Origin of the sequence: Lacrimispora sp. (assembly GCF_032078915.1) — a bacterium.
In the GTDB taxonomy this organism is placed as follows: Bacteria; Bacillota; Clostridia; order Lachnospirales; family Lachnospiraceae; genus Lacrimispora.
The window spans coordinates 1-15544 of sequence record NZ_DAMAUN010000025.1 but is presented as its reverse complement, the minus strand read 5'-3'; the positions used below and the strand labels follow the sequence as shown (position 1 = coordinate 15544).

12 protein-coding genes are annotated in these 15544 nt (G+C 44.9%); 1 reads left to right on the top strand and 11 read right to left on the bottom strand.

Annotation, left to right across the window (positions count from 1 at the left end; all coding sequences use genetic code 11):
• Positions 1-36: 36 nt before the first annotated feature.
• Positions 37-684, bottom strand: a complete 648-nt coding sequence (locus RT269_RS11885; RefSeq protein WP_313182863.1) for a cytidylate kinase-like family protein — start codon at positions 682-684, stop codon at positions 37-39.
• A gap of 77 nt (positions 685-761) precedes the next feature.
• Entirely contained in the window at positions 762-2057 is a 1296-nt protein-coding gene (locus tag RT269_RS11880) for a galactokinase (protein ID WP_313182862.1), read from the bottom strand.
• A gap of 289 nt (positions 2058-2346) precedes the next feature.
• Between RT269_RS11880 and RT269_RS11875 the strand changes: the two genes are divergently transcribed.
• Positions 2347-3291, top strand: coding sequence for a TIGR01212 family radical SAM protein (locus RT269_RS11875; RefSeq protein WP_313182933.1), 945 nt, complete (start codon positions 2347-2349; stop codon positions 3289-3291).
• Positions 3292-3293: 2 nt separating this feature from the next.
• Here the strand turns inward: RT269_RS11875 and RT269_RS11870 are convergent, their stop codons facing one another.
• The 9 genes from RT269_RS11870 to RT269_RS11830 form a co-directional block, all read right to left on the bottom strand.
• Positions 3294-4472, bottom strand: coding sequence for a CapA family protein (locus RT269_RS11870; RefSeq protein ID WP_313182861.1), 1179 nt, complete (start codon positions 4470-4472; stop codon positions 3294-3296).
• Positions 4473-4635: 163 nt separating this feature from the next.
• Entirely contained in the window at positions 4636-6711 is a 2076-nt protein-coding gene (locus RT269_RS11865; protein WP_313182860.1) for a DUF5054 domain-containing protein, read from the bottom strand.
• Entirely contained in the window at positions 6698-7969 is a 1272-nt protein-coding gene (locus tag RT269_RS11860) for a CehA/McbA family metallohydrolase (RefSeq protein WP_313182859.1), read from the bottom strand. The genes RT269_RS11865 and RT269_RS11860 overlap by 14 nt, the downstream gene beginning before the upstream one ends.
• Before the next feature lie 12 nt (positions 7970-7981).
• Positions 7982-8848, bottom strand: a complete 867-nt coding sequence (locus RT269_RS11855) for a carbohydrate ABC transporter permease (protein ID WP_313182858.1) — start codon at positions 8846-8848, stop codon at positions 7982-7984.
• Between the two features lie 16 nt (positions 8849-8864).
• Positions 8865-9764, bottom strand: coding sequence for an ABC transporter permease subunit (locus RT269_RS11850; RefSeq protein WP_313182856.1), 900 nt, complete (start codon positions 9762-9764; stop codon positions 8865-8867).
• Positions 9765-9797: 33 nt separating this feature from the next.
• Entirely contained in the window at positions 9798-11270 is a 1473-nt protein-coding gene (locus RT269_RS11845; protein WP_313182855.1) for an ABC transporter substrate-binding protein, read from the bottom strand.
• A gap of 298 nt (positions 11271-11568) precedes the next feature.
• On the bottom strand, positions 11569-12669 hold the full coding sequence (locus tag RT269_RS11840) for a GntR family transcriptional regulator (protein WP_313182853.1): 1101 nt from the start codon (positions 12667-12669) through the stop codon (positions 11569-11571).
• Positions 12670-12833: 164 nt separating this feature from the next.
• Complete coding sequence (locus RT269_RS11835; protein WP_313182852.1) at positions 12834-14279, bottom strand: 6-phospho-beta-glucosidase; 1446 nt, start codon at positions 14277-14279, stop codon at positions 12834-12836.
• A gap of 310 nt (positions 14280-14589) precedes the next feature.
• Positions 14590-15432 carry a DegV family protein gene (locus RT269_RS11830; RefSeq protein ID WP_313182850.1) on the bottom strand — a complete coding sequence of 281 codons (843 nt, stop codon included), beginning with the start codon at positions 15430-15432 and terminating at the stop codon, positions 14590-14592.
• Positions 15433-15544 lie beyond the last annotated feature (112 nt).

Here is a 15544-nt window from a genome sequence, read left to right as displayed (position 1 = left end):
GAAATCACAATCAAAGCCGCCGTTTTATGCCTTCCTTTATAGCTCAATTCCTCTAAGCTTAATATAATCCTTAATCAGCTTCGCGGTCTGCTCTAAGTCAATGCTGCTGGTATTGATAATCAGATCATAATTGTTCCAATCTTCCCAGTTTTCGCCGGTATAGTAGCGGTAATACTCCTTCCGCTCCCGGTTAATCTTTTTTACCCGCTTTGCCGCTTCCTTCTCATCAACCTTATCCACTTCCATGGTGCGCTTGATGAGGGTTTCCGTATCTGCGTAAACAAAGATTTTTACCAGGCCCGGGAATTCTTCCTTTTCACGGCCTAAGATATAATCCCCGCACCGCCCGGCAATAATGCAGGACTCTTCCGAAGCCAGCTCTTTTATGACCTGGGACTGGAAACGGAACAGATTCTCCGGTTTCACAATGTCCGCATCCGTAGAGGGTTTCCCAAGCTGAGGCTTTAAGCCGCTTACGATCTTATAAAGCAGATTACTTCCCGCCTTTTCATCCGCCAGACGGAAAAATACCTCTCCAACGGCACTTTGCTCCGAAGTTATGGACAAAATCTCTTCATCATAAAAATGAATTCCCAGCTCCTCTGCAAGGGCTTTTCCCACGATTCGGCCGCCGCTGCCGTACTGCCTTCCTATGGTGATGACCAGATTTTTCTTTTCTTTCATAATGCCTCCTTCTGCCCACGTTCTTTTCTAACGTTTCTTAATTATATTTTACTCCATTTTGGCAGAATTTACAATTATTATTGATTGATTATCTCATTGAAGCAGATGGCTCCATATGGCCTGATGCTCATCCGGTAAGCGTTGCCTTCTCCCATGGATTTCTCAATATAGGAAATATATTCTTCTACCAGCTCATTGGGCAGCATGGTCATGATGACACCGGCAAATCCGCCTCCATGTATTCTGCACGCACCTGTATTTTTCTCTGCCAGGAAAAGTTCCGTAAGAGCCAGGGCAATGGTGATTCCCTGCTCCTGGAAGCTGGTGTTGGTAAAGCAGTTCTGAAGCCATTTCCAGGAGGAATTTCCAGATTCGGTGATTTTCTTTAAAAAGTCCTCAAACCGGTTTTCTTTTAAGGCTGCCACTTCTGCTTCTACTCTCTTGTTCTCTTCAAAGAAATGGAGGGCGCGGAGGACCGAACGGTCACCGGCAAATTCCCTGATTTCCTGTAAATTGTCAATGACCTCTTTTTCCGTGATTTCAGCGCAGACTTCTTTTCCGAAGAATTCAGCAACCTTTTTCATTTCAGCCGGAACTGAGGAATAATCTGCGCTTAAATCCGCATGACCCTTTCCTGTATTGACAATAATAAGGCTGTGGTTCTTAGAGCCAAAATCAAAATCAATCTTTTCTACGACCGGAACTGCCGGGTCCTTAAAATCAATGGTAATAAGTCCCCCTACTGCACATGCCATCTGGTCCAAAAGACCGGAAGCCTTGTCCCAGTACACATTTTCAGAAAACTTGCCGATATGGGCATATGCCACGGCATCCATAGCGCTATTATTAAAGAATGTATTTAAAATAGAGCAAAGCAGCATCTCAAAGGAAGCAGAGGAGCTGACACCTGCCGCACTGATGACATTGCTTGTTACGCAGGCATCAAAACCGCCGATCTCATACCCGGCCTCTAAAAAGCCCTTTAAAAGACCTTTTACCAGGTCAATGGTTCCTGCCTTCTTATCACTTGGAGCTAAGTCATCCAGATCGATCTCAAAGCTCTGGTTATAAGTTTCACTGATAATATTTACTTTTCTGCTGTTGTTTTTTGCAGCTACTCCTACACAATCCAGATTAATACTTCCAGCCAGCACTTTTCCATGGTTATGATCGGTATGGTTTCCGCTGATCTCCGTGCGCCCTGGCGAGGAAAACAGCATCACATCATCCTCCGGAAATTTCTTCTGGAAGTTTTTAATAAGGCTCTGATAACGTTCAATATTCTCCCTGACTGCCTCTTTTCCATATAAGGCAGTCATAAGCTTTTCTGACTCTTTAGACTCCAGCAGCTGAATCGTATCACTTATCTTCATGTCACTTGCTCTCCTTTTCCGATTTACTGCCCACGCTTATGGGCTGGGCACACCCAATTTATATAGCAACCTGGTAGGTTTCCCCCATTCATTGACAAAGCATTGTCATTGCTACGAGTATATCATAAATGCCAAAGATTTCACAATATAATATTTTACGAAAACCTATAAAATAATTTGACAGGTCATCCGGGGGACCCGTATAATGAAACAAACAAAAATAAGTGCGAAGGAAAACCCTGCGGGCATACCTTTATGCCCAAAAATCACGGGCAGAAAAGAGGAAACCATGTTCTGGAACGAAAAACCTTATCATTCCCTGGACTATGAAATGAAAAAACAATACGGGCAAAAAGTCTACAAGCTGGCTCTTGACGGCGGCATGACCTGTCCGAACCGGGATGGGACCCTGGGAACCGGGGGCTGCATTTTCTGCAGCGGCGGGGGATCAGGAGAATTTGCGGAATCCTTAAACCTTCATTCCTCCGTCACGGAACAGATCGAATCTGCCCGCAAAAGGATCCAGGGTAAAATAAAGACCGAAGAAGGCCGTTTCATCGCCTATTTTCAGTCTTATACCAATACCTACGCTCCCGTACCCTATCTGGAAGAGCTGTTTACCCAGGCCATCTGCCATCCGGATGTGGCGGTCCTCTCCATTGCCACCCGTCCCGACTGCCTTCCACCTGATGTCCTGAATCTGTTAAAAAGATTAAATAAAATAAAGCCTGTCTGGGTGGAACTGGGACTTCAGACCATCCATGAGTCAACAGCCGATCATATCCGCAGAGGATATCCCCTTCATACGTTCTATGAAGCCTACCAGAACTTAAAGAAAGCTGGTCTTACGGTTATCGCTCATGTCATTTTAGGGCTTCCAGGAGAAACCAGAGATATGATTTTGGAAACTGTAAATGATCTGGGTCATCTGGGGGAACATGGAATCGACGGAATTAAGCTTCAGCTTCTTCATGTGTTAAAAGGAACTGATCTTGCCGCAGAATATGATAAAGGCCTGGTTCCTGTCTATACCCTGGAAGAATACACAGACCTGGTGATTGACTGCATCGCCCTCCTTCCGGCCGAAGTGGTCATACACCGGATCAGCGGAGATGGACCGAAAAAACTTCTTCTTTCGCCTTTATGGAGCGGAAATAAAAAGCTGGTCCTCGGCACTCTGGCTAAACGGCTAAAAGAACGAGGCATCTGCCAGGGTGACAGATACCTCGTCTGAGTTTAATTGTTATTATTGTGAATAACGCCGTTTTCATCAACTGATACGTCAAAGGAGATGCTCTGGAAATATTGGTAGAATTCCCGGATCTCGCCTTCCTGGGTCAGCGTTCTGGTATATCCTGCCTTTGATGTCCCCGGGACTAAGGACAAGGTGGTGCTTCCCTGTGCAAAATCCACCTGTGCCCTTATAAGGGCTGTCTTTGGGATGCTGCTTCCAAAGATGAAATTGCCAAGGCTGTAGCAGATAGGCTTGCCGTTGTAATATTCAATTCCCTGAAGAACATGGGGATGGCTTCCCATCACTAAGTCAGCCCCTGCGTCAATGATCTGCTTTCCTAAAGCCCTCTGATATTCCTGGGGTTTCTCATCCCGCTCCACTCCCCAGTGGACATAAACCACCAGATAATCACAGCTTTCTTTTGCCTTTTTTATTTCTTCCAAAAGGATGGTGGGATCATAACCGCTTACCATGCCTGGTTTTTTGCTGCTCGCCACCCAGTTGGGATCGGGATAAACCCTGGACGCTCCCAGAAAGCCTATGGACTTTCCATTCACTTCTATCGTCTCAAGCTGTTTGGCACGGTTCATATCAGGGCCTGCCCCCACGTACTTAATACCGGCCCCATCCAGTGCCGTGCAGGTATCCACAAGGGCATCTGTTCCATAATCAAGGGAATGGTTATTGGCCAGAGTAACAATGTCAACTCCGATTTCATTCATCAGGGAGACCTTGGAAGGCGGCAATCTGAATGTAAACTGTTTATCCGGTGCAGCAGAGCCCCTGTCGCTGAAAGGAAACTCCTGGTTGGCCATAAAGATATCCGTACTGCTGATTTCGCCCCGGTATCCTTCGTCCAGGACACCATTCATGTCCCCTGCCTTATCATAAGCCGCCATCACATGACTAGATAGTAATATATCGCCAGCAAAGAGGAGCTGAACGGCTGTTTTTTGCTCTGTTTCTTCCTCAATTGGAGCGGTTTCTTCCTGAGGCTGGGATTCTTCCATCGTCAGGACTTCCGTTTCCTCTGATGTCTCAGGCTCTGAATGGGCCAGGCTTTCCCTTGGAACTGCCTGTTTTCCATTCCTTTCACTTACCCCGATCCACCCAACAAGCAAAACAAACAGCACTATGGGTAGGAAAATCAGAATCTTCATCAGCCCATTTTTTTTCTTCATCTACTCCTCCTGATTGTTGACTATTTCCACATGGTTTTACATATTTCATTACTTTTTCCACAAAAACCATGGGTTTTTCCATAACTTTTCTTTCATATTTCTATGGATTATATTCCATTTTTTTATCTTACACTGGTTCCATGGATTTGTCAAATATTCCCTTTTACTTATTTTGTACGCTTAAGACATACCGGAACCTGCAGTTATCCTGGCACCACATGGAAAAATTTGTTCCCCATTTATTGTTAAACAGGCAATAGGAAAATCCCTTTTTCATATCCGGAAGCTCCAGACAACCGCCATACAGCCGTCTTCCTCCCACACTTACCAGAGGAGAATCAGGATTCTGTATTTCTATGGTCCCATCCGCCCCGTCATAGACCAGCTTTTCTATGCAGTGCTGCCTCCGGTTTCCTCCTTTTACCACCTCCAGGGGAGAGATTTCCTGATCCATGATCTTCATTTTCCAGAGATAAGGGTTTTCAACATCAAGATTGACATCAAACCAGAGGGCTTCAGGCATTTTATTAGCATCTTTATTTTCCCATAAAAGATCGCACAATAATTCTTCTCCAAATGTGTAGGTGATCCATGCCCGCTCAGGGCACCCGTATTCACTTACAGCCGCCTGATTCCCTGCCAGACGGATCCTCACTACAGAATCAGACCTTCTCATCTCCCGCACTCCAAAGGTATAATTCCTGTTGGTAAGTCCCTCCACGGTCTCCAGTCCGGGCTTTGAAAAATCCGCTTCTGACCAGGCCATATTTTCCTTAAATGCATGATTGTACTCATAGTATTCCGATACCGTATCCATAGCCCCATAGGTTTCATAAGAAAAACGGCCAAAGCAGCCTGACTGGATCCAGACCTTTCCCCCCTTTTCCAGGTATACCACTGAGCCGCCTCCATCAAACGCCGCTTTCCAGTCCTGTATGGAAAGGATCTCAAAAGGATGGACCTCTCCTCCCTCTTCCCATGGCTCCACCTCTGAAACCGGATCCCATACCAGGGCCTGCCTGGCTTCCTCTTTAAGCTCCTCAGGCAGCAGCCGGACCGCTTCGAGCAAATAGGCCCGCTGTTCCTCATAGGAGCTTTCGTACCGGTCATAAGTGCTCTCAAGATGATCCACACCTTTCTCCTTATATATGGCATGTAAGAGAGCTGCATTTCTTTCCGTAAACATATCCTCCGTTACATGATTTTCTTTTCTGGCTCTCTTAAAATCTTCCTTTTCCCAGTTTTTAAAATCAAACAGGTGCTTCTTATAATCCAGCCCCCACGTATGTTCGCATACCATCAGAAGGTTTTCCATAAAATCATGGAATTCCGGCCCTTCATAATCAAACTTCCCTTGTTTTTTCCATTGATCCTTAAGGCCCAGAAGCCGTCTGAAGCCGCTGACCTTGACCGGATCCGAGGCAATGCCGTGAATCCAGGTATCTCCGATTTCCTCCGTTATTACGGGAAGCTCTTCCCTTCTTTCCCAAAGCTTCCCGGCATAAGCATCCAGAGTGGAGGCCTCCACTGATGCACCCGGATATTTCTTTTCCAATTCCTCTAATTGACTTAAAACCTCTTCCCTGGTGGGAAGGCCCAAATTATCTCCTAAAAAAACAAACTCCAGAACATCCTCCATCCCCTCCATATAACATGTCGAGCCATAAACAGGAGAATACTGGACAAGAATCTCGCTGTTTCCTGACCGCCATACAAAGCTTTGTGGAACCATTGGATTCATGGATGAGGCATTTACTCCGATATGAAGATATCGTTTCCCATGGCGGGCCATGATCGGCACCATGGCTTTTGTATGGCCAGGTACATCAGTAAGTTTTACAGCCATGGTCTTCCTTCCAAACTCTCTGTCCAGTCTGTCTCCATAGCTTAGATTAAAATTCATCAGGTCCGCATCCATCAGTTCCGTATGAGTGGTAAAGGCCAGTCCATGCCAGCTGATATCTCCTCTCGTCACGGCATCTTTCAGCTTCTGCGCTTCCGCCTGAGAGGCTTTTTTTAGATACTGGTCAATTAAGAATGCCCCTAAGGTCCAGATAAACCGTTTCCTTCCATCCTGGTTTAAGTCCATGGCAAGCCTGATGGCTTCAGGAATAAAATCCTGGATATAGCTGGAAAGAACACGGTCTGCCAGATCCGTGAATCCCATGTCAAAATGGGTCATGAATACTACATGCACCCTTTTTATTGTTTCATTTGTCACTATTTCATTCTTTGTCATTTTTTTCACCTGTTATATAGTAAGGATTGGAAAGCAACACCGGAATATAAGGATATCCCTCAAGAAAACTTCGTCTGATTTCTGCCCTGAGATATCCGGCCTTTCCGGCAGTTCTCTGAATGGACAGCCGGCCCTGCCCGCAGGAGATTTCTTCCCTGCCGTCCTGGGAAACCAGGAACAGGATATCGCCCTCGTGTAAGTTCCAGAAGGTAAACATGATTTCACTTCCTTCCGGGATCTCATCTCCCATGAGGTCCTCCCCGGCCCAGGTCTCCATCATGGGACCTTCCGGAGATATGGTCAGAAAGGAATGCCCTTTTTTAAGTCCTTCTAATATATCCCCGGCGGTACTTGACAGGGCGTACACGCAGGTACAAGGAGAAGCCGGCATTCTTCCCGGCTCATATTTATGAAAATCGCTGCCCCCTGTGATTGGGATCCTTTTCCCTTCTTTAAGCCTTTCATCCCACCAGGCCAGGCAGGCCTGGTTGCTCTCCGCCATCAAGCCTCCATTCCAAACCTCCACCCCGTCAAAGGGAACCTTCTCCATCCCCCACTGCCAGCCGCACCAGGGACAGAAGGGGTGGTTTAACACCGTAAAGGCTCCGTTTTTCCTTGCCTCTTCGATGATTTCCACGGTTCTTTCCAGAGAATTGGAGAGAAAGCTTTTATATGGGCGGTTCCTTCCCAGCATTCCCATATGTCCTTTGTAATGGGTCCACTCCACTCCCGGAATCATGGTTACCAGATCCGTGGAACGCAGCTGGTAATTGTGGGCATAATTGTTATGATCCGTAACAAACAGGAAATCCAGCCCTTCTCTTCCGGCAGCAAGGGCCAGTTCTTCCGGAGTCATATTTCCGTCGGAGCCGCTGGAATGAAGGTGGGTATCTCCTTTATACAGCCGCAGGCCTTTTAAATGGAATGTAATTTTATATGTAATTACCACTCCCTGTTCCTCTACCTTATAGGCACCCAGAAGTATGCTCCATTGTCCCTGGTTTACAGGAACCGATGCAAAACCAGCCATGCTCCTGTGCTCTGAAATAACGATCCGGCTCCGGTTGGAGCCGGACCAGCCGATCAATTCTCCCGTTTCATTTAACAGGCCGAAATCTATGATATTTCCGTTCCTGTCGTAGTCGTATGACAGTTCCATGGCTTCTGCCTGATCCGGCACTAAAAACGGTACCTCTAAATACAGCCCTTCTTCCTCTTTTAAAGCTGTCCGTTGAAATGTGATTGTCTTTTCCTTCATACCGGTCCTCCTTTAGCCCTTAACGGCCCCCATGTTTATGCCCTCCATGAGAAATCTCTGGGCAAACATATAGATGATCAGCAGCGGTATGGTTGAGATCACGATCGCCGCCATAATCGCGTTATCCGGAGTCGCTGCCGTTCCCGAAGTGGAATCCACAGACATGATCATCTGCTTTAGCATCAGAGGAAGGGTATACTTTTTCTCGTCCGTGATCAAGGTCGCCGGAAGCATGATAGAATTCCATCTGGCCACATACTCCATGAAGAACACCGTTGCAAATCCCGGAAGGGATATGGGCATATAAATACTTCGGAATATTTTTAACTCTCCGGCCCCGTCCATTCTGGCTGATTCCGCAAGAGAATAAGGAACCGTCTCAAAGTAATTTCTCATCATCATAATGCTGAAACCGGACACCAGTCCGTTTAGAACCAGCCCCTGATAAGTATTTAACAATGATAGCTGCTTATTAAGCTGATAAACGGATATTAAAGTTAAGTCCCCCGGCACCATCATGGTGAGCATGATGAATGAGGAAATAAAATTTTTAAGAGGAAGGCTCTTTTGTATCAGAACATAGCCTGCAAGGGCTGATAAAAGGACCTGGATCACAGTACCCGAGGTGGTTATAAAAAAGGAATTTAGAAATGGCCTTGCCATTTTTGTCACCCGGAATACATAGAAAAAGCCTTCCACACTGAATGTTGTCCACCACAGCTTGATCCCGCTCTGTGAGGAATCAAGGGCTGTTGAGGTGGACACCACAAATACATTCCACATGGGTAGAAACATGGTAAGAAAAATGGCTGCCGTCAAAAACAAAAATAATACTCTAAAGAAACCTGTTAAACCTTTTTTATCTAGATTATTCTTCATATCTCTGCCCTTTCCATCAGGAATATATCTCATCATATTTCAGCATTTTTCTGACCGCCGAGGTTATCAGCAGGGTTGCGAACAAAACGACGGTCGCAGCCGCCGTGGCAGTCCCCACATTAAACTGGATAATGCCCTGTTCGTAAATTAAAACCAGCAGGTTTTTTACCTTATCGCTGATGGATGCATTCATCATAACAAAAATCTGGTCAAAGTTCCGCAGGATTCCCATGACTGACAGCACTGCCACCACCTTCATGGTGGGCACGATAACCGGCAGAGTGATGTATAGGATCTGCTTGATTCTTGTAGCACCATCCATTCTGGCGGATTCATACAGCGCCGAATCGATTCCGACCATGGCGGCCAGGAACAGGGCCGCGAAATAGCCGGCCCCTTTCCATGCACCTGTAAAAATCATGATCGATCTGGCGTAACGTCCCTCCGACATAAATACCATGGGAGAATAACTGGTTCCCATAAAAGCCCTCATGATGCCGTTTACCATGCCTGCAGGCGATAAAATGGAAATCCACAGACCTCCTACCACAGACCATGACAGGAGATACGGTATGTAAGTAACCGTCTGGAACAGGGATTTGGGTGCCTTACTTCTGACCTCATTCAGCAATACAGCTATTAAAAGCCCCCAGACAAACTGCAGGAGAAAGGTTCCTCCTCCTACTGTAAGGCTGTTAATAAACGCCTGTCTGTACTGCCTATCCCCAAAAATCTCCTTGTAATTGCTAAACCCTACCATCTCATAGCCGCCTAAAAGCTTTACCTTCTGAAAGCTTTTTATGATTCCCAGTACCAGCGGATAATAGGAAAATACAAGAAAGTAAATGAGAACTGGTATCAGCAGCAGATAGATTTCCTTATACCGCAATATCCTTTTCTTAAACTGTCCTTTCAAACCGATACCTCCTGTTCATTTTAGGGATTGTGATTACCGGTCAGTCACTTTCCGGTCAACAAGCTCTTTTCTCATGCCGCTAAGCCCCTCCTGGGCAGAAACTTCTCCTTTGATGATCTTGATCCCCCATTTGCCAACGATTTCCTTGTAATCCGCTTCATTGGGAATGATCCTGTCAATGGTTGCATAGCTGCTGTAGCTTAACGCCTCATCCACTCCGGGATTGAACCCGAAAATCGGCTTAAAATCCTTATAGATAGGGAATGGAGCGCCATGGTCATTGCCGTGCTGAGCCCCAGTTTCCGTCAATTCAAATTTCCCTTCTGTGCCAGTATAATCATAGCCTAAAATTCCGGTTGAAAGAAGATTTCCGCCTTCCTGCGTTGCAAAATACTCTAAAACCTTCATGGCTCCGTCAGGATTCTTTGCATTGGCAGGAACTGCAAACAAACTGGCGCTTCCTTTGACCAGCATATAGCTTCCGTCAGGGGTCTTAAGACCAGGAAGAGAAACGATCTCAAAATCTTCGGGAGAAATCCCCCCCGCCTTAGCATTTGCATTATGTAAACCAACCCATGCCGCCCAGTCAACCGTTAGAGCCGTCTTCTGAGAGGAGGCCCCCATTTTGGCCCTCATATCCTTTGTCTTATCTACAAAGGAAGATGGATCCAGCAGACCATCGTCATACAGCTTTTTAAACCACTCCCAAACAGGCGCAGCTCCATCTTCTGCGTATGGCGCAAACCGTTTCCCGGAATCGTCCAGGACCACGCCGTTCTTTAAGCCCACTGCCGCCATCCAGGGCTGTAAATCATAGGTTTCAGATAAAATGGAATCAAATGGATAAAAGTCCGGGTCCTGGCTGCTGTCTTTTAATTTTTTCATCACATCATAATATCCATCCATGGTAGGCTCGATCTTCTTATAATCGATTCCGGTCTTTTTAAGAAGCGTGTTGTTTAAAGCCACTACCCTGTGGATCTCCTTTTTGTTGAAACCGGCGTAGATCTTACCGTCAATGGTGATATCCTTCCACTCAGCCGGATCCACATTGCCGGTGAGAATCTCCGAACCATTTACCCGGTCCGTAATATCCATTAAGGCTCCCTGAGCCACCAGATTGGCATACTGGCTGGCAGTGATATAAATCAGGTCATAGATCTCACCGCCGCTTAACTTCTGCATCAGAACCTTGTCATAATCCGATGCCGGCTTTTCAAATTCCACCGTAAGGCCTGTAGCCTTTGAAAGGGCTTCTGCAAAAAGCTTCATTTCCGCTTCATCCTTGCCTCCCGTATTGGCTGTCATGATCTTTACGGTGCCCCCTGCTTCTTTATCAGGCTGGCCGGCTGCTTCTGTCTTACTTTCGTTTGCCTTACTTTCGTCTGTCTTACTTTCTTCTGTCTGGCTGGCTTTTGTGCTGGCGCTCTCCTGTTTTCCGCAGGCGCTTATGGAACATACCATAAGTGCTGCCGCGAGCAGTAACATACCTCTTCTTTTTTTCATTTTTTCTCCTTTCAATCCAACACTCATCGGGACTACAAAATCATACTATATTATATTTTTGATTTTGTAAACCATATTTACTCAACTTTTACATATATTTTAATTAAAATATATGTTTTATTTATTTATAATACCATATCACACTTTTACTTTCAACTGCATATCGGTATTTTGTTACTAAAATACATATTTAATCAATATTTTTTATGCAATATTTACAACAATCAAAAAAAAAGAGAGCAGGACAATTATAATCATTGTTCTGCTCTCTAATTATTGCAAGAATTAAATATATATTTTAGTATTCGCAAAATATTCCAGGTATCAGACAATCCATCTGGCTGTAGGACGGATCTTTTTCTATCTGTTTTAACAGGATCCTGATGGCTTCAAAGGCAATTTTCTTTTCATTCTGCTTTATATGAGTAAAAAGAGGACCTCCGGGAGATAAATAATCTTCGTCAATACAACATACGGTAATTCCCTTCCATTTTCCAAGCCATCTGGCGATTCCATACTCGGCGCAGATAACCGCATCTAAGTCCTTATTATCATCAAGATACTGTTCAATCTTCTCGCTGAGGCCTATATCAAGATCATCTGAATAAATATTTATTTTTTCAGACCCTTCCAGACAGCATTCCTCCATATTCTCAACCCCGGCAGCCCTTATGGCCTCACGGAATCCCTTTCTTCTGTCCTTAATAGAAGAAGTGCCGTTTTCTGAAAATGTAATGAAGCCGATCTTTTTATTTCCTTTATGAACCAGATAATCCACCAGCTCTTTCATGGCAAGATGGTTGTCTGTTCTTACGGATGGTACCGGGATCCCTTCCATTTTCTTATCGATCAGTATCATAGGAAATTCTTCAACCACAAGCTTTAAAATTGCCGTATTATAATAGATTCCATGGCAGGGCATGACGATGATCCCACTGACGCCAAGCTCCTTTAAAAACTCAATTTCCTCTGTTTCTTTCTCTCTCTCTCCGTAGGAAAACCGGACACAAAGCTTATAGCCGGCCTCAGCCGCCATGGCATCCATTGCATACATCATGTCAAGCCCAAAGCAGGAGGATACATGCTCCAGTACAAGGCCCAGCATCTTATCCCGGTCCGGGCTCTCATATCGTTCCGATGCAGCATCAAAGCCGCTTGTTAAAGTCCCTGCACTCTTTACCGGAAGCTGTATAAAGCTTCCTTTCCCCTTGATCCGGTTTAGGTAGCCCTCCCCTTTCAGGGCATTTAAGGCATTGGTAATGGTTATGGTACTCACTCCATACGACGCCGCTAATTCTCCTGTCTGGGGCAGACATGTTCCTTCCTCCAGCTCTCCTGCAAGGATCTTATTTTTTAAATCCAGATAAATTTTTTTATATAAAAATTGTTCTTTTTCCATCGGGCCCCTCAAGCTTTAGTATTTTTATATATTATATCTTTTACTCCTACAATTTTCAACAAAAATATGTTTTTCTTATTAAATAAAATGGAATCAATAAAAAAGCACCTTTTCGGGTTTATCCCAAAAGGTGCTTTCCTTCCTCCCCGTATGCTATTTCACTATCAGGATCCGCTTTCCTTCAAAACAGCTCCATTGCTTGCGATCACATTTTTATACCATTCAAAGGATTTTTTCCTGCTGCGTTTTAAGGTTCCATTTCCTTCATTATCCTTATCAACGTAGATAAATCCGTATCGCTTTTTCATTTCTCCTGTAGATGCACTGACCAGGTCAATGCAGCCCCAGGGGGTATATCCCAATAAATCTACTCCATCCTCATCCACAGCCTCTATCATTGCTTTTATATGCTCTTCCAGATAATTTATCCGGTAGCCGTCAATGATGCTTCCATCCTCTTCCAGCCGGTCCACTGCACCAAGGCCGTTTTCCACGATAAATAACGGTTTCTGATAACGGTCATACAAAGTATTCAAGGTAACCCTAAGTCCAAGTGGATCGATCTGCCAACCCCATTCCGATTCCTTTAAGTAGGGATTCTTGACGCTCTTCATCACATTGCCTGATGTGGATTCTTTGATGGCTTCTTCTGCTGTGCTGACACACCGGGATGAGTAATAGCTGAAGGAAATAAAGTCCACCGTATGCTCTTTTAATATTTCATCGTCCTCCGGGCCTGTTTCAAGCTTTATTCCTTCCCTTTCAAACATTTTCTTTGCATAGGCAGGGTACTCTCCTCTGGCCTGTACATCAATAAAGAAATAATTATCCCTGTCTTTTTTAATGCTTTCCCAGACATCCTTAGGATTGCAGCTAAAGGGATAGAAATTTCCTGCGGCAAGCATACAGCCTATTTTAAAATCCGGATTAATCTGATGAGCCAGCCTGGTTGCCATGGCAGAAGCCACTAATTCGTTATGGGCAGCCTGATATTTCACCTGCATTTCATTTTCTCCTTCAGAAAACCGGATTCCTGCGCCCATAAACGGCAGGTGAAGAAGCATATTGATCTCATTAAATGTGATCCAGTAAGTCACCTTATCCCGGAAACGGCGGAAAATGGCATCGCAGTATTTCACAAAACAGTCAATGACCTTTCGGTTTTTCCAGGAATCATATTTTTCAACAAGAGCCAGCGGCATATCAAAATGGCAGATGGTCACTACCGGTTCGATCCCATACTTTAAAAGCTCATCAATGAAATCCTCATAAAACTTAAGCCCTTCTTCATTCGCCTCCTCTTCTTCCCCTGTTGGAAATATGCGGGACCAGGAAAAGGAAAAGCGATAGCATTTAAACCCCATTTCTGCAAATAAGGCGATGTCCTCCTTATAATGATTGTACATATCAATAGCATCCCTGGAGGGATAATAGGAATCTTCCGGCAGCTGCCTGTAATCCATCTCCCCCTGCATAACCGGAAGACGGTTCTCTCCCCATGGGATCACATCCACAGTTCCCATTCCCCGGTTTCCTTCCTTCCAGCCGCCTTCGCACTGGTTTGCCGCAGTGGCTCCTCCCCACAAAAAGTTTTCTCTCATAGTTCCCATCCTTTCTTTTTATAATACAGCTTTTGAAAGGCTGTTTTTCGGCCTTTCATAAAACGTACTGTCTTTTGACCTCATCAGGTAAGTCCCCCACTTTAATGCCGGTACGACATAAGGGGTGGGGGGGGACTTATGATATTCCAGATTTCCCCTAAAATAAAAAACTGGTCATATTTACGCCTTGCCTGAGCAAAAGTATAAATATAACCAGTTATGCCTGCACGATTAATTACAGTTACACCTAGTCAAACTCTCTATTTGTGAGCATTTTAACATATTTTCCCAAACTTGTAAAGCATTTATCGAACATACTTTACAGAGTCATGATGATTCCGCCGTCACTGGCGTATACCGTAGCAACTCCGGCTGTTTCAACAATGAGCACATCCTTAAATACAGCCTGCTTAAGCATTTCCTGTTTTACATGCTCCGCCCGCTCCGGATTATTACAATGAGCAATTGCCAGAACCTTATCTCTGGTATTACCTCCGTACTTAATGGCAATCTCCACCATGCGGGACAGCGCTTTATTGATTCCTCTTGCCTGATCCAGCTTAATGATTACGCCGGAATCAGATCCCATAACCGGCTTAATGTTTAAGGCTGTGGCAAAAAATGCCTGAAGACCCGTGAGGCGTCCATTTTTTCTTAAAGTATCCAGACTTTCCAAAACAAAATAGGTATTCATATTCTTGATGAAGGTCCTTGCCTTTTCTTCAATCTCTTCAAAGGCCAGAGATGCCTGGCAAAGAGACTGAACGTAAAGAGCGATATTCAGCTGTCCGGCTGAGGCAGAGTCTGAACCAAGCACAGCGATCTTTTTCCCGTCATTCCCATGTTCTTCTTCATAAAGCCTTTTTCCCAGAACTGCGCTGTTATAGCTGCCGCTTAAATGCTCGGACAGAGTGATAACAAAAATCTGGTCCACGTCGCATTCAAAGGCTTCTTTATAAAGCTCCGGTGACGGACATGCTGTTTTAGGACACTCGCTGCTGCCTTTTACCAGCTCCAAAAAACTCTTCTGGTCAAAGGTCTCGTCATCGATAACGTGAGTATTTCCCACTTGCAAAGTAAGGGGAATTATCTGAAAGTGAGGATCTTTCTTTAGATCTGCCGTAAGATCCAGGCAGCTGTCCCCAATGATTTTATAGCTCATATCTCTATCCTTCCTCCTGGCGAAAAACTTATCATGTAGTATTCATTACCATATATTATAGAGAAACCAGACTCGGATGTCAATAGAATAATTTTACATGATCCGGCTGCTA